Annotated in this window: 18 protein-coding genes; 7 read left to right on the forward strand and 11 right to left on the reverse strand. The window is 73.6% G+C overall.

Annotated elements, in window-relative coordinates; translation table 11 throughout:
- The first annotated feature begins 26 nt into the window (after nucleotides 1–26).
- The gene (locus AB1207_RS16420) at nucleotides 27–1,031 is read left to right on the forward strand and encodes a GlxA family transcriptional regulator (protein ID WP_367639463.1); all 1,005 of its coding nucleotides are present in this window, start codon (nucleotides 27–29) and stop codon (nucleotides 1,029–1,031) included.
- A complete protein-coding gene (locus tag AB1207_RS16425) occupies nucleotides 1,028–1,903 on the forward strand; it encodes a YhjD/YihY/BrkB family envelope integrity protein (RefSeq protein WP_367639464.1) in 876 nt (291 codons plus the stop codon). The genes AB1207_RS16420 and AB1207_RS16425 overlap by 4 nt, the downstream gene beginning before the upstream one ends.
- On the opposite strand, the gene AB1207_RS16430 is transcribed toward AB1207_RS16425, so the two are convergent.
- Both AB1207_RS16430 and AB1207_RS16435 read right to left on the reverse strand, forming a co-directional pair.
- Entirely contained in the window at nucleotides 1,885–4,017 is a 2,133-nt protein-coding gene (locus tag AB1207_RS16430) for a methyl-accepting chemotaxis protein (RefSeq protein WP_367639465.1), read from the reverse strand. The genes AB1207_RS16425 and AB1207_RS16430 overlap by 19 nt on opposite strands.
- Nucleotides 4,018–4,061: 44 nt before the next feature.
- Entirely contained in the window at nucleotides 4,062–4,580 is a 519-nt protein-coding gene (locus AB1207_RS16435) for a DinB family protein (RefSeq protein WP_367639467.1), read from the reverse strand.
- A gap of 65 nt (nucleotides 4,581–4,645) precedes the next feature.
- Here AB1207_RS16435 and AB1207_RS16440 point away from each other — a divergent pair, with 65 nt between their 5' ends.
- The 4 genes from AB1207_RS16440 (at nucleotide 4,646) to AB1207_RS16455 (ending at nucleotide 8,349) form a co-directional block, all read left to right on the forward strand.
- Nucleotides 4,646–5,521, forward strand: coding sequence for a DUF3626 domain-containing protein (locus AB1207_RS16440; RefSeq protein ID WP_367639468.1), 876 nt, complete (start codon nucleotides 4,646–4,648; stop codon nucleotides 5,519–5,521).
- Between the two features lie 260 nt (nucleotides 5,522–5,781).
- Nucleotides 5,782–6,552 (forward strand): MOSC domain-containing protein, encoded by a 771-nt coding sequence (locus AB1207_RS16445; protein WP_367639469.1) that lies wholly within the window; start codon nucleotides 5,782–5,784, stop codon nucleotides 6,550–6,552.
- Nucleotide 6,553: 1 nt separating this feature from the next.
- On the forward strand, nucleotides 6,554–7,495 hold the full coding sequence (locus tag AB1207_RS16450; protein WP_367639564.1) for a PDR/VanB family oxidoreductase: 942 nt from the start codon (nucleotides 6,554–6,556) through the stop codon (nucleotides 7,493–7,495).
- A 47-nt stretch (nucleotides 7,496–7,542) separates the two neighbouring features.
- A complete protein-coding gene (locus AB1207_RS16455) occupies nucleotides 7,543–8,349 on the forward strand; it encodes an alpha/beta fold hydrolase (protein WP_367639470.1) in 807 nt (268 codons plus the stop codon).
- Here AB1207_RS16455 and AB1207_RS16460 read toward each other — a convergent pair.
- The 4 genes from AB1207_RS16460 to AB1207_RS16475 form a co-directional block, all read right to left on the reverse strand.
- Nucleotides 8,346–9,149 carry an amino acid ABC transporter ATP-binding protein gene (locus AB1207_RS16460; RefSeq protein ID WP_367639471.1) on the reverse strand — a complete coding sequence of 268 codons (804 nt, stop codon included), beginning with the start codon at nucleotides 9,147–9,149 and terminating at the stop codon, nucleotides 8,346–8,348. The two genes, AB1207_RS16455 and AB1207_RS16460, sit on opposite strands and share 4 nt — an antisense overlap.
- Nucleotides 9,146–10,123, reverse strand: a complete 978-nt coding sequence (locus tag AB1207_RS16465) for an amino acid ABC transporter permease (protein WP_367639472.1) — start codon at nucleotides 10,121–10,123, stop codon at nucleotides 9,146–9,148. Before AB1207_RS16465 ends, AB1207_RS16460 begins: the two co-directional genes overlap by 4 nt.
- Nucleotides 10,120–11,049 carry an ABC transporter substrate-binding protein gene (locus AB1207_RS16470; protein ID WP_367639473.1) on the reverse strand — a complete coding sequence of 310 codons (930 nt, stop codon included), beginning with the start codon at nucleotides 11,047–11,049 and terminating at the stop codon, nucleotides 10,120–10,122. Before AB1207_RS16470 ends, AB1207_RS16465 begins: the two co-directional genes overlap by 4 nt.
- 74 nt (nucleotides 11,050–11,123) lie before the next feature.
- Entirely contained in the window at nucleotides 11,124–12,866 is a 1,743-nt protein-coding gene (locus AB1207_RS16475; protein WP_367639474.1) for a DUF7800 domain-containing protein, read from the reverse strand.
- Between the two features lie 17 nt (nucleotides 12,867–12,883).
- On the opposite strand from AB1207_RS16475, the gene AB1207_RS16480 reads away from it, so the two are divergent.
- On the forward strand, nucleotides 12,884–13,636 hold the full coding sequence (locus AB1207_RS16480) for an AAA family ATPase (protein ID WP_367639475.1): 753 nt from the start codon (nucleotides 12,884–12,886) through the stop codon (nucleotides 13,634–13,636).
- On the opposite strand, the gene AB1207_RS16485 is transcribed toward AB1207_RS16480, so the two are convergent.
- From AB1207_RS16485 to AB1207_RS16505, 5 genes are all read right to left on the reverse strand, one after another.
- Nucleotides 13,575–14,282: a uridine kinase family protein gene (locus tag AB1207_RS16485; protein ID WP_367639477.1), complete on the reverse strand. Its 708-nt coding sequence runs from the start codon at nucleotides 14,280–14,282 to the stop codon at nucleotides 13,575–13,577. The genes AB1207_RS16480 and AB1207_RS16485 overlap by 62 nt on opposite strands.
- Before the next feature lie 19 nt (nucleotides 14,283–14,301).
- Nucleotides 14,302–14,904 (reverse strand): GDSL-type esterase/lipase family protein, encoded by a 603-nt coding sequence (locus AB1207_RS16490; protein WP_367639478.1) that lies wholly within the window; start codon nucleotides 14,902–14,904, stop codon nucleotides 14,302–14,304.
- A 142-nt stretch (nucleotides 14,905–15,046) separates the two neighbouring features.
- On the reverse strand, nucleotides 15,047–18,889 hold the full coding sequence (locus AB1207_RS16495) for a multifunctional oxoglutarate decarboxylase/oxoglutarate dehydrogenase thiamine pyrophosphate-binding subunit/dihydrolipoyllysine-residue succinyltransferase subunit (RefSeq protein WP_367639565.1): 3,843 nt from the start codon (nucleotides 18,887–18,889) through the stop codon (nucleotides 15,047–15,049).
- A gap of 100 nt (nucleotides 18,890–18,989) precedes the next feature.
- Nucleotides 18,990–20,168, reverse strand: coding sequence for a sensor histidine kinase (locus tag AB1207_RS16500; RefSeq protein ID WP_367639479.1), 1,179 nt, complete (start codon nucleotides 20,166–20,168; stop codon nucleotides 18,990–18,992).
- A complete protein-coding gene (locus AB1207_RS16505) occupies nucleotides 20,165–20,938 on the reverse strand; it encodes a response regulator transcription factor (protein WP_367639480.1) in 774 nt (257 codons plus the stop codon). The genes AB1207_RS16500 and AB1207_RS16505 overlap by 4 nt, the downstream gene beginning before the upstream one ends.
- Nucleotides 20,939–20,944 lie beyond the last annotated feature (6 nt).

A 20,944-nucleotide genomic window follows, 5' to 3' on the forward strand; every position in this document is an offset into this window, starting at 1 on the left:
CGCCGGACGCTGGCACACTGCTCGGCATGGCGACCAGCGGTGACCTGCACGACGTGGCGGTGGTCGTCGACGAGGGGTTCTCGGCGTTCGAGTTCTCCGTCGCCTGCGAGGTGTTCGGCATCGACCGCACCGAGGAGGGCGTGCCCTCCTTCCGGTTCGCCGTGTGCACGCAGGACGACGGTCCGGTCGCCTCGCGGCAGGGTTTCAGCCTCACCGCCGACCACCGGCTCGACCGGCTGGACGAGGCGGACCTCGTCATCGTCACCCCGACCAAGCGGGGTTTCGGCCCGCCGACCCCCGAACTCGTCGAGCGGCTGCACGCAGCCGTCGACCGGGGCGCGACGGTGGCCAGCTTCTGCAGCGGGTCCTTCACCCTCGCCCACGCCGGCCTCCTCGACGGCCGCCGCGCCACGACGCACTACCTCTACGCCGCGGAACTCGCGCGCCGCTTCCCGCTCGTGGAGGTCGTGCCCGACGTGCTCTACGTCGAGGACGGGCCGGTCGCCTCCAGCGCGGGCACGTCCGCGGGGATCGACCTGTCTCTGCACCTGGTCCGCAAGCACCACGGGACGGCCGTGGCGACGGCCATCGCGCGGCGGATGGTCGTGCCCCCGCACCGCGACGGCGGGCAGGCGCAGTACGTCGAGGCGCCCGTGCGGCCCTGCGCGGACGAGTCCCTCGCCGCTGCACTGGACTGGGCCGCAGGCCATCTCCACACCGAGATCGACGTCGCGGCCTGGGCGCGGGCGGCGGCGATGTCCCCGCGGACGTTCGCCCGCCGGTTCCGGGCCGAGACGGGCGTCACCCCGCACCGCTGGCTGCTCGAACGCCGGGTTGCGGCCGCCCGGTTGCTGCTGGAGGAGGGCGACCAGAGCGTCGACGACGTGGCTCGCCGCTGCGGTTTCGGGTCGGCCGCCATGCTGCGCCAGCACTTCCTGCGGCTCGTCGGGACGACCCCCACCGCCTACCGGCGGGCGTACCGGGGGGCGCGGTCACCGGCTGCGGTGCGGCTGCTGCCGGCCGGCGCATGAGGTTCCTGCGCCGCCTGTTCGCCGACGTCCACACCCGCCTGCAGGGCCACGACCTGTTCCTGGTCTCGGCGGGCGTGACGTTCTACGCGGCCATCGCGCTCGTGCCCTCGCTGGTCGTCGTGGTCCGGTTGCTGGCGGCCGTCATCGGGCCCGACCAGGTGCTGCGCCTCGCCGACGCGGTGGGCCGCGCGCTGCCCACCGCGCAGGGGGCCGGCGTCGTGGTGCGCGACCTCGCCGAGACGGCCGTCGACGTGGGCTGGGTCGCCGTCGTCGTCGCCCTCATCCCGGCCACCGTGTACGGGGAGGGGCTGCGCCGGGGTTTCGCCCGCATCAGCGTCCGGCACCCCGAACCCGCGCCCGTCGCCGTGCGGGGACGGGTCGGGGCCTGGGCCGTCCGGGCGCGCGCCCTGCCGTTGCTGCTGCTCGCGCCCGCGGGTTTCCTCGCGGTGCTGGAGGTCGCGCCGTTCCTGGTGCGGTTGTTCGGCTCCGGGACGCCCGGCAGTTCCGCGCTCGCCGTCTACGTCGCCCTGAACGTCGACTGGCTCGTCGTCTCGCCCGTCCTGCTCTACGTCTACAAGGTGCTGGGCCCGGTGGGCACGGGCTGGTGGGCGGCGCTGTGGGGCGCCTACTCCACGGGGGCGTTCGTGTCGGGTTTCCTGCAGGGTTTCGTGCTGTTCCTCGCGATCCCCGTCGACCTCGGTGCACCCTTCGGCGGGTACACCCAGGTCGGGGCGGCCGTCGCGGTCTGCCTGTGGCTGTGGGTGTTCACGGCCCTGACGGTGTACGGGTACGCGGTGACGCTGGAACTCCAGCGCCACCGCGACCGCCGGCTCGGCCGGGTCACCGAACCCGCTCAGCGCAGGGTGAACTGACGCACCTGGTCGTCGAGGGAACCGGCGACGGCGGCGAGTTCGCCGACCGAACCCCGCACGGCGCGGACCTCGTCGGTGGTGCCCTGCACCGCACCCGCGGTCCCGGCGAGCGCCGAGGCGATCCCGGAGGAACGGCCCGCCGCGGTGTGCAGGGTTCCGCTGACCGACGTCGTCGTGGCGAGCTGCTCGGCCACGGCCGCCGCGATCGTCGCCTGGAGCTCGTCGATGTGCGCGATCGTCTCGGTGATGCGGGCGATGTCCGAGCGCACCGCGGCCGCCTCGGACTGCACGGCGGTCAGCGTCGGGGCGATCTCCTCGGTCGCCTGCGCCGTCTGCCGGGCGAGTTCCTTGACCTCCTCGGCGACGACGGCGAACCCGGCGCCGGCCTCGCCCGCGCGGGCGGCCTCGATGGTCGCGTTGAGCGCCAGCAGGTTCGTCTGCGCGGCGATGGCCGTGATGGTGCGCAGCACGTCCGCGATCTGCTGGGAGCTGCCGCCGAGGCGTTCGACGGTGCCCGTCGCGGTCTGGGCGAGCTGGACGGCGTCGGCCGCGACGACGGTGACGTTGCTGGCCGTCGCGGAGACCTCGTCGGCCGCGGCGCGCAGCTGCTCGACGGCCGCCGAGACCTCGTGGACCCCGTCGGAGACCGTGGTGGCGTCCCCGGTGACCTGGGTGATCTCCGAGGCGGTGGTCTCCGCGGCGCCGGCGAGGCGGTCGCTGGCGCCGTCGAGTGAACCGGCGGCCTGCGTGACGCGGGCCGCGCCGGCGCTCACGGCCGCCAGGGCGTCGCGGACGGCGTCGGTGGCCTCGTCGAGGGCACGGCCCATGGTGCCGATCTCGTCGTCGCCGTGGCGTTCGCCCGGGGCCAGGGTGGTCGCCGACAGGTCGCGGGCCGCGACGCGGCGCAGGACGTCGGTGAGGCGGCCGATGCGGCGCACGAGGGTCCGGGCGAGCAGGGCGATGACGGCCGCCATGAGGACGGCGATGCCCAGGCCCAGCAGCGCCGTGTGCCGCACGAGGGCGGCCCCGCCCTCGGTGACGCGGCCGGTGACGGCGGCGGTGTCGGCGTCGGGCAGCCAGCTCGTGACGACCCAGTTGTAGGCCGGGTAGCGCGAGACGCCGACGGTGTAGCTGCCCGAGGCGAGCCGCACGGTCGTCGTCGTGGTCCCGTCGGCGGGCAGCGCCTTGGCGGCGGCCAGGATGTCCTTGACGTAGGCCTTGCCGTCGGCGTCGGTCGCGTCGGCCATCGGCTGGCCGTCCTGGGCGCCGTCCGGGGCGACGACCGCGGTCCCGGCGCTCGCGGCGGCGTCGGAGAACACGGCGTAGAACCCGTTGCTGCCCAGGGTGGACGCGGACAGGGCCTGGCGCAGCGACGCCGTGACGTCGGCCTGCGGGAGCCCGACGAAGACCGCACCGACGACCTCGTCGCCGACCTTCAGCGGGGCGTAGACCGTGACGTACGGCTTGTCCACGACGGTCGCGGTGCCGTGGTAGGTGTTCCCGGCCAGCAGGGAGGCGACGACGGCGTTCTTGCTGCCGTCCGCGCCCGTGGCGGGGATGTAGGTCCCGATGGCGCGCGAGCCGCTCGTGCCGACGACGGTCGTCGCGACGCGGAGCATGTCCCCGGCGTCGTTCATCTTCTGGAAGACGGTGACGGCGGCGCCGGTCAGGCGGGCGGACTCGTCGATGGCCGGCACGAGGGCCTGCGGGTCGGCCTGCTGGCCCAGCCACGTGCCGCCGAACTCGAGGCGAGGCAGCGTGACGGTGGTCTTGTCCTTGGTGACCTGGTTCGTCGCGGTCCACGTCGCCGACTCCCCGGCGTCCAGCCGCGCCGCACCGAACTGGCCGAGGCGGTCGGAGGTGACGCGCAGGTCGGAGTCCAGCCAGTTCTGCACGGCCGCAGCCTGGGCCGCGACCGTCGTCTGCACCTGGGAGCCGGTGTCGCGCAGGGACCGTTCGGACATCGCCCGCACGTCACCGGACGTGTCGCCGGACAGGTCGTGCACCTGCAGGGCGGACAGACCGCTCATCAGGCCGGCGGTGACGACGACGGCGCCCACACCGGGCAGGAGGAGTTGCGAACGCAGCGAGCGGGGACGGAGGGAGAAGACCACGACCCTGGATCGGCCGTGACCAGCTAGAACCTGAGTAGAACGTCTCAGCGCACGGCCGTGGTGCCCTCGCGGTGGTCGCCGGTCCGCCCGTCGACGAGTTCGCGCAGGACGTCCACGTGCCCGGCGTGCCGCGCCGTCTCCTCGACCATGTGCAGCAGCACCCACCGCAGCGTGACCGTCGCCCCGTGCCAGGCGGTCCCGCGCTCGGTGATCTTCAGCTCGCGCACGACCTCGTCGGCCGCCGCGCGGGCGCGCTCGTAGTACGCGAGGACGCCCTCGGTCGTCTCCCAGGGGTGGATGCGCCAGTCGGCCTGCGGGTCCTCGTCCAGGACGGCGGACGGGATCTCGTCGCTGGGACGCCCGAAGGTCGAGCAGAACCATCCGTACTCGACGCTCGCGAGGTGCTTCACCGTGCCGAGGAGGGTGATCTCCGAGCCCACGACCCGTCGCCGCAGCTGCTCGTCGTCCAGGCCCTCCAGCTTCCACAGGACGGCTTCGCGGTGGCGCTGGAGGCTGGCCACCAGGCTCGGCTTCTCTCCCGCCGTGTACGGAACGAGCGTCATGCCGGCGAATCTACGGGGGCGCCCAGGCCTCGGCCACACCTGCGGGTGTCGGGGACGATGTGTCCGTGGAGGAACCCGACGGGGACCGCGCGGCGCGCGCCATCGCGCACGTCCGGGCCCGGGCGCGCGGTGGTCCGCTGCCCCCCGACGTCCGCGTGACCGTGCACTTCCACCCCGACCGACCGGCCGGCGTCGACCGGTCCGGCCAGCCGCGCACGACGCTGGAGGCGATCGCGGCCGACGGTGTCCACCTGTCGCAGTTCGCGACCGGGACGAGCGGCGGCGGGCTCACCGCCCACCCGGGCGGGGACCGGTGGGTCTGGGAGAGCCGGCTGTTCGGCGGCGCCTACGACGACGCGCCGCCGCGGGAGCGTCCGGTGTACGGCTCGCTCGACCACCGGCACCTGCCGGCCGGGGGTTCGGTGCGGTTCGGGTCCGCGCACCTGCGGCTGCGGGCGGAGGTGCTGCGCCGCACCACCTCCTGCTGGCCCGACTCCGCGTTCCACCCCGTGGACGTGGGGACCGCCGACCGCTGCGACCTCCTCGGTCTGGCGGACGCGGCGAGGGGTGCCGACCCGCCGGCCGACCCGCTCGACGACTACGTGGAGGCGCACGTCCACGGCCCCCTCCTCATCGCCCGCGACGTCGAGGCGCTCGTGCTCGACCCGTCGTTCCGCGGCCCCGCCGTGCCGGGGGTCCCCGTCGAGCGGCACGCCGGGTTCGCGCTGCGCCGCAGCGACTTCACCCGTCCCGAGATCGTCGCGTACCGCGGGCCGGACGTCGCGGCCGCGGGTGCGGAGCTGGCCGCGCGGTCGGGGGGGACCCTGGACCCGGCGGGGATCGGGGCGGCCGCGTGGGCGGGGGAGCGGGCCGGGGGAGTGGACGGGCAGACCCTCAAGCGGGTCTGGCACTGCCTCGCGCGCTTCGGGTTCCGGGGGTGAGGGGTCCGGGGAACGCGGTTCTGGGACACCCACGGGGACACCGACGGGGACACCCACGGGGACACTCGTGGAACTGGGCGTGGGTGCATCCGTGAGTGTCCGCTGCGCGTCGCCGGGGCGACGTCGAGGGGCACCCACGCCTCACCCCACGTGGTGACACCGGTGGGTGTCCCGAGCGTGCGTCGTGGTGACACCGGTGGGTGTCCCGAGGCCGCGCGAGGCGACGGACCACTGGCGGCGCGCCCCCGTAGGCTGCCCCCGTGACTGCGCACGTCGACGGGTTGTTCGTCCACCCCGTCAAGGGGATGACGCCGCAGCCCCTGGACCGCGTGACGCTCACCGCGGGCCGAGGTGTGCCGCACGACCGCACGATCGCGCTCGCCCGGCCTGGTGGGGCGTACGAACCGGGGATGCAGCACGGGATCTCCAAGAGCGAGTTCTACGTCCTCGTCGCCGAGGAGCGGCTGGCGGCGCTGACGACGCACCTGGACCCGGCGACGGGGGAGTACACCGTCGACGTCCGCGGGCACCGCGTCCTGGCCGCCGACCTCGGCACCGCAGAAGGCGTGGCGCAGCTGCGGGAGTTCTACGCGCGCGTCCTCGACCTGCCGCCCGGGACCGAACCGGTCCTCGCCCGCGATCCGGGGCGCCGGTACACCGACACCGCGCACTCCTCGGACGAGGCCATGGAGTGGATCTCGGTCCTGAACCTCGCCTCGGTGCGCGACCTCGCCCAGCGAACGGGGACCGTGCTCGACCCGCACCGGTTCCGCGCCAACGTCCACCTCGACGGGCTCGACGCGTGGGCCGAGCTCGACCTCGTGGGCCGGGAGTTCTCCCTCGGCGGGGTGCGGGTGCGCGGCACGTCCCCGACCGTGCGGTGCGCCGCGACGGAGGTCGACCCGGCCACCGGCCGGCGCGACCTGCCCGTGCCGCAGCTCCTCTCGCGCACCTACGGCCACGAAGTCATGGGTTTCTACGTCGAGGTCGTCGACGGTGGGGACCTCGCGGTGGGAGACACCCTTGAGTGACGTGCAGCCCGACCCGATGCGCCTCGTCGTCGCGGACCGGACCGACCTGACGGCCGCCGTCGCCCGGTTCGTCCTGCGCGACCCCGACGGGGCACCGCTGCCGGCCTACCGCGGCGGCGCGCACGTCACCGTCACGACCCCGTCGGGGGAGCGCCGGAGCTACAGCCTCGTCGAACCCGGCGGCCGCCGTCCTCAGGAGTACGTCGTCTGCGTGCGCCGCGACGCCGGCGGCCGGGGCGGGTCGGTCAGCCTGCACGACGACGTCCGCCCCGGGGACACCCTCGAGGTGACGTGGCCCGCGAACGGCTTCTCCCTGCAGCGCGCGAAGCGATACCTGTTCATCGCCGGCGGGATCGGCATCACCCCCGTGCGGGCGCTCGTCGCCGAGGCGCGGGCCCGTGGCGGCGCGGACGTCCAGCTCGTCTACCTGACGCGCACCCGCGAGGACACCGCCTTCCTCGACGAGTTCGACGGGGCGGACGGCACGCTGCTGCACCACAGCGCCGAGCGCGGCCGCCTCGACCTGTGGCCGTTCCTGGAGCACCCCGACGACGACGCCCGCGTCTACTGCTGCGGTCCCACCGCGCTCGTGGACGAGGTGCTCGCCCTCACCGCCCACTGGCGGCCCAGCCGCGTCCACGTCGAGGACTTCGCCGGCGTCGACCCCCTCGGCGGCCGGCGCACCCCCTTCACCGTCGTCTGGGAGCCCACGGGAGCGCGGGTCGAGGTCCCGGCGGACCGCACCATGCTCGCGGCCCTGCGCGAGGCCGGGGTGGGCGTCGACGCCTCGTGCCGGTCCGGCACCTGCGGCACCTGCCGGTTGCGGCTCCTGGGCGGGGCGGCGGACCACCGCGACCTCGTCCTGACCTCCGAGCAGCGCGCCGACCACGTCATGCCCTGCGTCTCCCGCGCCCTCGACGACGAACTGCTGGTCGGTCCCTGAGCGTCGGCCCCTAGCCAGCGCCCCGCCCCGGTGGGACGCTGCGGTTCGTGGACACAGTCACCACCGACCGCATCGGCGGGCTCGCCGTGCGGCGCAGCGGGACCGGCGAACCCGTCCTGGCCCTGCACGGTTCCGGCGGCGGCCTGCACTCCCTGGCCCCGCTCGCGGCCCACCTGGACGGTTTCGAGGTGTGGCGGTTCGCCCGCCGCGGCTACCCGCCCAGCCCCAACGGCTTCGGCCGCAAGAGCTTCGAGGCCGAGGTGCACGACGTGCGGACCCTGCTGGAGACCGTCCGGGCCGTCACCGAGTCCGACGTGCACCTGCTCGGCGTCAGCTACGGGGCGACGCTCGCCCTGCACACGGCGCTCGCGGAACCGGCCGGGATCCGCTCGCTCGCCCTCGTCGAACCGCCGTTGCTGCTGGCCGGCCCGCACCTGGAGGACGTCCTCGTCCGGTACCGGGGCCTCGTGGCGGCGCAGGAGCACCGCGCCGCGGCGGACCTGCTGGCCCGGGAGGTCTCCCGCGTCCCCGAACCCCTGCTGGCCGCGATGTCGACCCTCGCCGACCCGGACCCGTTGGAGGCGGCCCGGCTGGAGGAGGGCTGGACCCACGACCTGGAGGCCCTCGCCGGCGACGCCGTCGACGTGACGCGCTGGTCGGCGCTGCGGCCGGCGGTGCCGGTCCTGCTGGCCGAGGGCGCCGACACCTGGGAACCGCTGGCCTCGGGCATGGACGCCCTGGCGGCGGCCCTCCCGCACGCCCGTCGGGTCGTGTGGGAGGGCCAGTCGCACGTCGCGGCCAGCGCCGCTCCCGGCGTCGTCGCCGGGAGCCTGCGGGAGTTCTGGCGCGGCTAGGCCGGGGGCTGGTCCTGCGCGTCGTGCAGCATCCGGGCCAGGAACGTCCGGGTGCGTTCCTCGCGCGGGTTGCCGATGACGTCGGCCGGGGCGCCGCGTTCCACGACGACCCCGCCGTCCATGAACACGACCTGGTCGGCCACGTCCCGGGCGAACGCCACCTCGTGCGTCACGACGAGCATCGTCGTGCCGTCGGCCGCGAGCTCGCGCATGACGGCCAGCACCTCGCCCACGAGTTCGGGGTCCAGCGCCGAGGTGGGCTCGTCGAACAGCATGAGCTTGGGCTGCATCGCCAGCGCCCGGGCGATCGCGACGCGCTGCTGCTGGCCGCCGGACAACTGGGCGGGGTAGTTCTGCGCCCGGTCGGCCAGGCCGACCCGCTCGAGCAGTTCGTGCGCGCGCCGGTGCGCCTCGGCCTTGGCGACGCCGCGGACCCGGATGGGCGCCTCGACGACGTTCTCCAGGGCGCTCATGTGCGGGAACAGGTTGAACCGCTGGAACACCATGCCGATGTCGCGGCGCTGCCGGGCGATCTCCACGTCGTTCAGCCGGTGCAGCCGGCCCCCGCGCTCGGCCAGGCCCACGAGGTCGCCGTCGACCCAGATGCGGCCCGCCTCGATGCGTTCCAGGGAGTTGATGCAGCGCAGGAACGTCGTCTTGCCCGACCCCGACGGACCGAGCAGGCAGACGACCTCGCCGGCGTGGACGTCGAGGTCGATGCCCTTCAGCACCTCGACCGCGCCGAAGTTCTTGTGGACGTTGCGCGCCTTCACCAGCGGCTGGGTCTGGGGTCCGTTCACTTGGCACCCCCGGGGCCCAGGGAGACGCCGGCGGCCGCGGGACGTCGCGCGGGTGTCCCGCCGTACCCGCGGCTGAACCGCTTCTCCAGGAAGTACTGCCCGACCATGAGGATCGAGGTGACGATGAGGTAGTACAGGACGGCCGCCATGTTCCCGGCCATGACCTGGTAGGTCGTGTTCTTGATCTGGCTCACCCGGAAGAACAGTTCCGTCGTGACGGGGATCGCCGCCAGCAACGAGGTGTCCTTCAGCATGGCGATGACCTCGTTGCCCGTGGGGGGCACGATGACGCGCATCGCCTGCGGCAGGACGATCCGCCGCATCGCGAGCCGCTTGGACATGCCGAGGGCCTCGGCGGCCTCGTGCTGGCCCTTGTCGACGCTGAGGAGCCCGGCGCGGGCGATCTCGGCCATGTACGCGGCCTCGGACGCGCCGAGGCCCACGATGCCGCCGAACACGCCGCCGAACAGGGCGTACAGGCTCGTCTGGGAGATCGTCAGCAGCCGCAGGTCGGGGGTCCCGAACCACTGCGTCAGCAGGAAGTCGAACGGCACGCCGATCGAGAGCCCCGTCGCGAACAGGGCGCCGAGACCGCCGGTGATGGACAGCAGGACGTAGCGCGGGACGGCCCGGAAGAACCAGGTGAACGCCCACGCCGTCCCGGCCAGCACGCGGTTGTCGGACAACCGCAGCACGGCGAGGAGAACCCCGCCGACGATGCCGATGACCATCGCGCACACCGTCGTGAACAGGGTTCCGACGAGCAGGCCGCGGATGACGATCGTCTGGTTCATCACCTCGAGGGTGAACGGCCAGTCGAACGCCGGGTTCGTCACCAGCAGGTGCACGAGCATGAGCGCGAGCACGGCGATGACGGCGAGCGCCACCCACCGCCACGGGTGGCGCACCTCGACCGCGTCGATCCGCCCGGGTCGCTCGTCCTCCGCAGCGCCCGGGCCGTCCGGGGTCGTCACGACGCGGCGGGGTTGACCGGGAACTCGGTGACGGCCCCGTTCTCCCCGCCCCACGGGGTCAGCGCGGCCTCGTACGCGCCGTCCTTCGCGATCTCCCCGAGGGCGGTCGAGATGGCCTGCGCGGCCTGCGTCTCGGCCTTGGGGACGACGATGCCGTAGGGGGCGGCGTCGTAGACGTCCCCGGCGAGCTGGAGCTTGTCGCCGGTCTGCTTGACGGCGTACGCGGCGATCGGGGAGTCGGCGAGCATGGCCTTGGACCGGCCCTGGACGACGGCCGCGGTGGCGTCCTCCTGGGAGTCGAACGACAGGACCTGGATCTCCGGCTTGCCGGCGGCCTTGCAGGCCTCCTGGCGCTTGGGCAGGTCGTCGTCGGACTGGGTGGTGCCGGTCTGGACCGAGACGGCCTGGCCGCAGGCGTTGTCGGGGTCGATGCCCTCGGGGTTCCCCTTGGCGACGACCCACTGGGTGCCGGCGTTGTAGTACTGGACCATGTTCACCGCCTCGAGCCGTTTGGCGTTGATGGTGAACGAGGAGATGGCCGCGTCGTAGCGGTTGCCGGTGACGCCGGTGATGAGGGAGTCGAAGCTGGCGTTGGAGTACTCCACCTTCACGCCGAGCTTGGCGCCCACGGCGTTCATGATGTCGATGTCCATGCCCTTGATCGTCGTGCCCTCGAGGAACTCGTTGGGCGCGTACTCGGCGTTGGTGCCCACGCGCAGGACACCACTGTCCTGGACGCTCTGGGGCAGCATCGCCTTCAGGGACGCGTCGGCGCTGCCCGAGGGCGCGGCCGACGTGGTGGAGGAGGAGGAGCCGGACCCCCCGGACAGGGAGTCGGAGCCGCAGCCGGCGGCGGTGAGGCCGACCGCGGCGAGGGCACCGACGGTGACCAGCAGGGAGCGGCGGACGGTGGGACGAGCAGGCACGGGTACCTCCGGTGGCGGGTGTCGAGCGAGCACAGTGTGGACCAGGTGAACGGGTGGATGTGCAACCCGCCCGGTCAAACCCCCGTTCGTAACGCACTCGTCACACTAGGACCCGGTGCGCCACGCATCGTGCGCGTGCGGGGGCGCGTGAGCGTGCGGGTGAGCGTGCGGCGCAACCGGGGCAGCCCCTGGCAGCGTCCGGCGTGCTCCACCTCGACCCCGGCCGTCCCGTCCGGACCCAGCACGACGGTCATGACGCCGTTGTCGAACCACGGTCCGTGCTCGACCTCCCACGCGACGTCCGCCTCGCGGACACCGGCCAGGAGCGCCAGCCCGCGCACCAGCGCCCGGACGGGACCGCGGTCCAGGACGCGGTTGGCGATCTGCATGCCGCGTTCGAGGGGGTTGCGGAAGGGGGACATCACGAGCTGGTGGACGACCGTGCGGTCCGGGTCCACGCCGGGGACGTCGACGCGTGCGGTGTAGCTGCAGTGCACGTCACCGGACAGCACGAGGACGCTGGCGGGGGGTTCCGGCGCGCGGCCGACCTGCCCGAGGAGGGCGACGAGGTCGACGAACGAGGGGTGGAAGGCCGCCCAGTGCTCCAGGTCGGCGGCCTGCCGCAACCGTTCGCCCCACCCCGCCGCCCGACGGCCGAACCGCCCGTCCGCGACGGCGGCGTCGAACGTCTCGGCGTGGTGGATGCCGTGCAGGAGGAACGCGGGCAGCGTCGTCGCCAGCAGCAGGTGGCGGGCACCGGGGGCCAGGGCCTCCTCGCGGATCCACTCCCACTCGGTCGCGTCGGTCATCCGCCGCTCGCCGGGCGTCAGACGGCGGGCGCACCGGGAGTCGACCGCGACGAGCCGCGTCGTGCCGAGCTCGCGGGTGAAGCTCCACCGCGCCGAGGACGGGTCGGCGTCGGCGGTGCGGGCGAACTCGTCGAGGACCTCGTCCCGTTCGTCGTCGTCCTCGATCTCGCGCAGCACAGCCAGCAGGCGGTCCCGGGCCAGTTCGGCGGGGGAGAGGTTGCCGAGGTGCTGGTAGATCCAGTAGCTGCCGAAGGCGCCGGTGACCCGTTCGCGCCACCACGGCCGCTGCGAGACCTCCGCGCGCCACACGTCGGAGGTGTTCCAGTCGTCACGCAGGTCGTGGTCGTCCAGGAGCATGCACGTCGGCACGGTCGACAGCAGCCAGCGCACCGGGTCCGGCCCCCACGTCTCGTGGTAGAGCCAGGTGTACTCCTCGAAGTCCCCGATCTCGTCGCGGACCTCGGGGTCCTCGTCGGGGCGTCCGGCGTGCCGCTCCCGCAGCCGGTCGACGATGCCGGGGTTGGGGTCGTCGGCGTAGACCTGGTCCCCGACGAAGAGCAGGAGGTCCGGCGGCGGGGCCAGCGCGTCGTCGCGCAGCCGGTGCGCCATGGCCGACAGCGCGTCGACGCCGACGAGCCGCGTGGACTCCTCACCGTCGTCGCCCGCGCGGCGGCAGGACCCGAAGGCGATGCGGACCTCGGCCCCCGGGGAGGCGGTCCGGATGCGGCTCTTCGGCCACGCCCAGCCCGCGCGCGGCGGCGGCCACACCGGGGCCTCGTCGAGCCGGACCCCGTAGGGCAGCGACGCCCCGGCCGGCAGGTCCTCGACGACGACGAGCCCGAAGTGGTGGGCGTGCAGGGTCAGCGTGGGGCTCGAGGCGGTGCGCACGGTGCCGTCGGGCAGCCGCACGTCGACGTGGACGAGACCGGGTTCGTCGACCTCGACCCACACCGTGGCGCTGGTGGCGTCGACGTGGCGCAGGACCGGACCGAGGAGGGCGACGGGCACCGGGCCATCCTGGACCCGTGACCCCCGCTGCCGCTGCCCGCCGCGCGGACCGGTTGCTGCGCGGCCTGCGGCCCGCTCCGGGTGCGGTCGTGGACGCCGCGCGGTGGCCGGACGCGGTCCCGGCGGTGGCGCAGCTGCTGACCCGCGGTCTGGAGGTCCCGGCGGGGGTCACGTTCCTCGTCGGGGAGAACGGGGCCGGGAAGTCGACGCTCGTGGAGGGGATCGGCCACGCGCTCGGGGTCCACTTTGAGGGCGGGCTGCGCCGCCACGCGCCGGGGCGGGACGAGGACCCGGTGGACGGCTCGGGGCTGGGGGAGCGGCTGCAGGTGGTGCGCGGGACGTCCCGGTTCCGCGAGGTGTTCTTCCTGCGGGCCGAGACGATGCACCGCTTCTACTCCTGGTTGCGCGACGTGGGGTCCGAGGCGCACTCCGGGCTGCACGACCTCAGCCACGGCGAGTCGTTCCTCGGCGTGCTCGAGGCGGCGTGGATGCGCCAGGTCGGCCTGCTGCTGCTCGACGAACCGGAGTCGGCGCTGTCCTTCGAGAACCAGCTCGTCCTGGGTGCCTCGTTCGCGCGCATGGCGGCCGAGGGCCGGCAGGTGCTGTGCGCCACGCACTCCCCGCTGCTGACGGCGCTGCCCGGGGCGCGGATCCTGCAGGTCGACGAGCGGGGGCTGACGCCCGTCGACTGGGAGGACCTGCCGGTCGTCAGGAACTGGCGGTTCTTCCTGGACGCTCCGGAGCGGTACTGGCGGCGGGTCCTGGGCTGACCTCGAAGGTCCCGGGGGCCTGAGCGCCGCGGGAGCCGGCGACGACGAGCGTGGCGCGGTCCCACGGCCGTTCCGCCGCCTGGAACGGCACCTCCTCGCGGTCCCACTCGTCCCAGAACGCCTCCGTCTGCGCCGCGTCGCCGTTCACCCCGGAGGCGACGTCCCGCGCCAGTCCCCGCACGCGCGCCACGTCGACGTCGGACTGGACCCACACGACGGCGTCGAGCAGCGCGCTCACCGCGCGGCGGCCGGCGCCGACCCCCTCGACGAGCAGCAGGCGGGTCCCGGCGGCCACCTCGACGGCCCCCTCGCGGCCGCGGGGCCGCCAGGCGGGCGGGACGAAGTGCACGGCGCCGTCGGCGCGGAAGGGACGCAGGACGCCGTCGGCGAGCAGGTCGGCCCAGTCGAAGAACGCGTGGAACCAGGCGATGTCGTCGGTGTGGACGACGGCGCAGGGCACGCCCCGCCGCGTCGCCTCGGTGTGCAGGGCCGCGGTCAGCGTCGTCTTGCCGGCCGCGCTGCGGCCGTCGACCGCGACGACCGTCCGGCCCGCCGGGTCGAGCCCGGCCAGCAGGACGTCGAGGACCTCGCCGGCCGTGGCGCGACGCCACGGCCCGGCGGGCGGTTCCCCGTCGTGCAACCTCACCGGGGGACGACCGGGCGGGTCACGGCTGCGGGACGCCCAGCCAGTCGTACCAACCGCTGTGCAGCACGAGCCACGCCAGCAGCCCGTACCCGGCCTGGCCGGGGTGCGTGCCGTCGGAGGCGGCGAGGTCGGCGTACCAGTCCTCGTGCTCCAGCAGCGGGGAGAACGTGTCGACGTAGGCGATCCGGCGGCGCGCGCAGACGTCGGCGAACGCGTCGGCGAGGTCGCCGATCCGGTCGTTGCGCTCGGCGTCGGAGACGGGCGTGGGGCCCACGACGAGGGTCGGCAGCCCGCGGGCCTCGCACTCGTCGAGGACGTTGGCGAGGTTGAGGCGGCTGCGCGCCAGCGTCGTCCCCGCGTCGAGGTCGGCGTGGCCGAGACCCACGACGAGGCGGTGCTCGTCGCCGCCGACGAACCGGCGGGAGGTCTCCTCGCGCCAGCGGTTGTTCAGCTCGGTCGTCGTCTCCCCGGGCACGCCGAGCGGGAAGAACGTCACGTCGCGGTCCTCGCGCGGGGTGCGGGCCGAGACGCGACCCACCCAGCCCAGCGCTCGGGGGTCGCCGACCCCGGTGACGAACTCGTCGCCCACGAGGCACACCCGCACGTCGTAGCGGCCGTTCACTGCTGGTCCTCGCTCACGCGGGTCGTGCTCCTCGTCGTCCGTGGGGCCCGGTGGTCTCCGGGTCCGGGGCGAGGATAGTCGGTCGGACGCAAGGACCCCGCCACCCTCTCGGGTGACGGGGTCCCTGGTCGACGGCGGGTGGTCAGCGGCGGAAGGCGTCCTCGACGATCGCGCGCTGCTCGGCCTGGTGGCGCTTGGCCGACCCGGCCGCGGGGGAGGCCGAGGCCGGCCGCGACACGAGGCGCAGCTTGGCGGCCAGCGACGGGAACAGGCCCATCGCGACGTGCCACCAGCCGCCCTGGTTCGCCGGCTCCTCCTGCACCCACACCGGTTCGGCGTTCGGGAACTGGGACAGGACCGCGAGCACCTGCTGCACCGGCAGCGGGGCCAGCTGCTCCAGGCGCACGATCGCGGTGGAGGTGTCACCGCGCGCGGTGCGCTCGGCGACGAGGTCCCAGTAGACCTTCCCCGAGCACAGCAGCACCCGGTCGACGGTGGCGGGGTCCAGCCCGCCCTGGTCGCCGATGACCTCCTGGAACGTGCCCGTCGTGAAGTCCTCGACGGCCGACGTCGCGGCCTTCAGGCGCAGCATCGACTTCGGGGTGAAGACGATGAGCGGACGGCGAGGCCGCGCGTACGCCTGCCGGCGCAGCAGGTGGAAGTAGCTGGCGGGCGTGGACGGGACCGCGACGGTCATGTTGTCCTCGGCGCACAGCTGCAGGAACCGCTCGATGCGGCCCGAGGAGTGGTCCGGGCCCTGGCCCTCGTAGCCGTGCGGCAGGAGCAGGACGACGGAGGACCGCTGGCCCCACTTCTGCTCACCGGCGGCGATGAACTCGTCGATGACGGTCTGCGCGCCGTTGAAGAAGTCGCCGAACTGCGCCTCCCACAGCACGAGGGCGTCGGGGCGCTCGACGGAGTACCCGTACTCGAAGCCCATCGCGGCGTACTCCGAGAGCAGGGAGTCGTAGATCCAGAACTTGCCCTGCTCGGCGCCCTCGCGGCCCAGGTACAGCAGCGGGGTCCACTCCGCGCCGGTCACGCGGTCGGTGAGGACCGCGTGCCGGGAGACGAACGTCCCGCGGCGGGAGTCCTGGCCCGAGAGCCGGATCGGCGTGCCCTCCATGAGCAGCGAGCCGAAGGCGAGCAGTTCGCCCCAGCCCCAGTCGATCCCGCCCTCGGTCGACATCTGCGCGCGCTTGTCGAGGAGCTGGCGCAGCTTGGGGTGCACGGTGAAACCCTCCGGCGGGTTCGCCTGCACCTGGCCGATGTGCTTGAGCACGGCCGCGTCGACGGCCGTCTCGCGCGCCTGCGCGGGCGCCTGCTCGTCGGCCTCCTGCGCGGACGGCTTCTCCAGGCCACCGCGGCTGTCGCCGTCGCCGGAACCGCCGTTCTTGGTGCCCTTGGTCTCGGCGAACGCGCGCTCGAGCTGGGCCGAGTAGTCGCGCAGCGCCTCCTCGGCCTCCTCCACGGAGATGTCCCCGCGGCCGATGAGGCCCTCGGTGTAGCTCTTGCGCACCGAGCGCTTCTTCTCGATGAGGTTGTACATGAGCGGCTGGGTCATCGAAGGGTCGTCGCCCTCGTTGTGGCCGCGGCGGCGGTAGCAGACCATGTCGATGACGACGTCCTTGTCGAACTCCTGGCGGAACTCGAACGCCAGCTGCGCCACGCGGACGCACGCCTCGGGGTCGTCGCCGTTCACGTGGAAGATCGGCGCCTGGATCATCCGGCCGACGTCGGTGCAGTACACCGACGAGCGCGAGGACGCCGGGGCCGTGGTGAACCCGACCTGGTTGTTGATGACGACGTGCACCGTGCCGCCCGTGCGGTACCCGCGCAGCTGCGACAGGTTCAGCGTCTCGGCCACGACGCCCTGACCGGCGAAGGCCGCGTCCCCGTGGATGAGGACGGGCAGCACCGGGAACGAGGCGCCCGCGAGGTTGATGCGGTCCTGCTTGGCCCGCGCCACGCCCTCGAGCACCGGGTCGACGGCCTCGAGGTGGGAGGGGTTCGCGGCGACGTAGACCTTCGTCTGCTCGCCGTCCTCGCCGGTGAACGTGCCCTCGGTGCCCAGGTGGTACTTCACGTCGCCGGACCCCTGCACCGTGCGCGGGTCCTGCATGCCCTCGAACTCGCGGAACACCTGCGAGTAGCTCTTGCCGGCCACGTTCGTCAGCACGTTGAGGCGGCCGCGGTGGGCCATGCCGAGGCAGACCTCGTCCATCCCGTTCGTCGCCGCGCGCGAGAGCAGCGCGTCGAGGAGGGCGATGACGGACTCCCCGCCCTCGAGGGAGAAGCGCTTCTGCCCCACGTACTTCGTCTGCAGGAACGTCTCGAACGCCTCGGCCGCGTTGAGGCGGCGCAGGATGCGCAGCTGCTCGGCCGCGGTCGGCTTGGCGTAGGGACGTTCCACCCGGTCCTGGATCCACTTGCGCTGGTCCGGTTCCTGGATGTGCATGTACTCGATGCCGACGGTGCGGCAGTAGGAGTCGCGCAGCACCCCGAGCACGTCGCGCAGCTTCATGTGCGCCTTGCCGCCGAAACCCCCGGTGGGGAACTCGCGGTCGAGGTCCCACAGCGTCAGGCCGTGCGTCTCGATCTCGAGGTCGGGGTGCATCCGCTGCTTGTACTCCAGCGGGTCGGTGTCGGCCATGAGGTGGCCGCGCACCCGGAACGCGTGGATCAGCTCGACCAGCCGCGCGGTCTTGTTGATCTGGTCGTCGTGGCTGATGGAGATGTCCGGCGTCCAGCGGATGGGCTGGTACGGGATGTGCAGCGCCTGGAAGACGCGGTCGTAGAACCCGTCCTCACCGAGCAGCTTGGTGTGCACGATCCGCAGGAACTCCCCGGACCCGGCGCCCTGGATGATGCGGTGGTCGTACGTCGAGGTCAGGGTGATGACCTTGCTGACGGCCAGCCGGGTCAGCGTCTCCTCGCTGGCGCCCTGGTACTCGGCCGGGTACTCCATCGCGCCGACGCCGATGATGGCGCCCTGGCCCTTGACCAGGCGGGGGACCGAGTGGACCGTCCCGATGGTGCCGGGGTTCGTCAGCGAGATCGACGTGCCGGCGAAGTCCTGCGTCGTCAGCTTGCCCCCGCGGGCCCGTCGCACGACGTCCTCGTAGGCGGCCCAGAACTCCGCGAAGTCCTTGCTCTCGCAGTTCTTCACCGCGGGCACCATGAGCTGGCGCGAACCGTCGGACTTGGGCAGGTCGATCGCGATGCCGAGGTTGACGTGCGCGGGCTGCAGGACGGCCGGCTTGCCCTTGGCGTCCGTCGTGTACGCAGCGTTCATCGACGGCATGGCCGACAGGGCCTCGACGACCGCGAAGCCGATGAGGTGCGTGAAGGACACCTTGCCGCCGCGGGCGCGCTTGAGGTGGTTGTTGATGACGATGCGGTTGTCGACCAGCAGCTTGGCCGGCACGGCCCGCACGCTCGTCGCCGTGGGGACCTCGAGGGACTCCTCCATGTTCGTCACGACCCGGGCGGCGGGGCCGCGCAGCGGGGAGACGGTGTCCTCGGCCGGGGCCGCCGGCGCGTCCGCGGGCTTCTCGGGGGCCTTCGCGGCGGGCTTCTCGACCGGCTTGGCCGGGGCCTTCGCGGGGGCCTTCTCCGAAGCCTTCTCGGGGGCCTTCTCGGGAGCCTTCGCCGCCGGCTCCGCGGGCGCCTCCGCCGGGGCGGGGGTGGGGGCGGGCGTGGGAGCGGGCGGCGGAGGGGTGGTCGAGGTGGTGGACCCCGTCGTCCCCTTGTCGAGCGTGCCCTGGGCCGAGCCGTTGGTGCCGTTCGTCCCGTTCGCGCCCGAGGACCTCGTCGACCCGGCCGGGTTCTCCGCCGGGGAGTAGTCCTCGAAGAAGTCCCACCACGCCTTGTCGACGGAGTTCTTGTCGGCCTTGTACTGCTCGAACAGCTCGTCCACGAGCCACTCGTTGGGACCGAAGGTGGCTGCGATCTTGTCCTCGTGGTGCGAGGGCTGTGATGGCACGGCGGTGTCGCCTTCTTCCTGGATGACCGAACGGGTGTTCGTGATCGACTGCGGGCGCTCGTCCACCCTATCCCGGTGTGGTATGCGGCTGCCCGCCGCCCTAGGGGCGGGCCGCCGCCGACCCTGCGGTCTTCGTCACACCAGGTGCGTCGTCCGTGACTCTGGGGAGGTGGACGTCGATGCGGCACCCGCCCTCAGGCGGGGTCGGCGCGACACGGATGGTGCCCCCGTGCAGCTGCACCGCCCACCGCGCGATGGCCAGACCCAGACCGGTGCCCCCGTCGGTGCGCGCGCTCCCGCGCTGGAAGCGCTCGAAGACGCGTTCGCGGTCGGCGTCGGCGATGCCCGGGCCCTGGTCCTGCACGGTGATGCGGACGACCTGACCCACCGCCACGGCCGAGACGAAGACCTTCCCGCCCGGCGGGGAGTGCCGGGAGGCGTTGTCCAGCAGGTTCGCCACCACCTGGTGCAGGCGCGCGGAGTCGACGAGCACGTCGAGGTCCGGCGGGTCGACGTCGAGCACGAACTCCACGTCGCGGCCCGTCATCTTCATCGCGCGGGTCGCCTGCGCCAGGAACGGCTCCAGCGCCAGGTACTCGCGGTCCAGCTCGACGGCCCCGGCGTCCAGCCGGGACAGGTCCAGCAGCTGCTCGACGAGCCGGCCCAGCCGCTCCGTCTGCGCCAGCGCGGTGTTGAGCGTCTCCTGGTCCGGCTCGGTCACCCCGTCGACGAGGTTCTCCATGACGGCGTGCAGCGCCGAGACGGGCGTGCGCAGCTCGTGGCTGACGTTCGCGACGAGCTCGCGGCGCTCGCGGTCGACGGCCTCGAGGTCCTCGGCCATGCGGTTGAAGGCGTCGGCCAGCTCGCCGACCTCGTCGTTGGACGTCGAGCGCACCCGCCGGGAGTAGTCACCGGTCGCCATCGCCCGCGCCGCGGCCGTCATCTCGCGCAGCGGCGACGTCATGCCGCGGGCCAGGAGCTGGGTGAAGACGAGCGTCACGACGATCGAGGCGGGCAGCGTGTAGCGGGGACCGATGTGGATCTCGGCCAGCCGCAGGCCCGCCCACACCAGCAGCGAGGCGAGCGTCACCGACGCCGCGACGAGCAGGCCGAGCTTGGTCTTGATCGAGTGGACCGGGTCCAGCGGCCGGACGTCCGGCCAGGGCCGGCGGGTCGCGGTCTTCGCCGCGCGGACCCGGGCGTCGTGGGCGGCCCCGCTGATGGGGATCGGGCCGGTCAGGCCCGTGCCCGCGGGGTCGGGGGAGGCGCCGCTCGTCACAGGGCCTCCTGGCCGCCGGAGGGCTCGAAGGCGTAGCCGACGCCGTGCACGGTGCGCACGAGGTCGGCACCGAGCTTGCGGCGCAACGCCTTCACGTGGCTGTCGACGGTCCGGGTGCCGGAGGCGTCCACCCAGTCCCACACCTCCTCGAGCAGCTTCTCGCGGGTCAGGACCGTGCGCGGGGACTCGGCCAGGCACACGAGCAGGTCGAACTCCGTCGGCGTCAGGTGCACCTCGTTCCCGGCCCGGCGGACCCGGCGCTGGGCGCGGTCGATCTCCAGCTCGCCGTCGGAGACCGCGAAGCGCATGGCCTCCGTCGCCGGCTCCGGCGCCCCCACGAGGGCCCGGGCGCGCTCCACGCGCCGCACGAGGCCGTTGACGCGGGCGACCAGCTCGCGCATCGAGAAGGGTTTGGTCATGTAGTCGTCGGCGCCCACGCCGAGGCCCACGAGCTTGTCGGTCTCGTCGTCGCGCGCGGTGAGCATGAGGACCGGCACCGGCCGCGACGCCTGCACCCGGCGGCAGACCTCGAGGCCGTCGAACCCCGGGAGCATGACGTCGAGCACCACGACGTCGGGGGAGACCCGCTCGCACAGCTCCACTCCCGACGGGCCGTCCCCGGCCGTCTCCACGGTGTAGCCCTCTGCGCGCAGCCGGCGGGCGACGGCGTCGGCGATGGTGGGTTCGTCCTCGACGACGACGGCCGTGCGCGGCGGCTGACCGTTCTGGTGCCCGCCACCCTGGGGCGCCGACGTGGTTCCGATGCTCATGACGGC

The sequence above is a fragment of the Kineococcus endophyticus genome (assembly GCF_040796495.1).
GTDB classification, from domain to species: domain Bacteria; phylum Actinomycetota; class Actinomycetes; order Actinomycetales; family Kineococcaceae; genus Kineococcus; species Kineococcus endophyticus.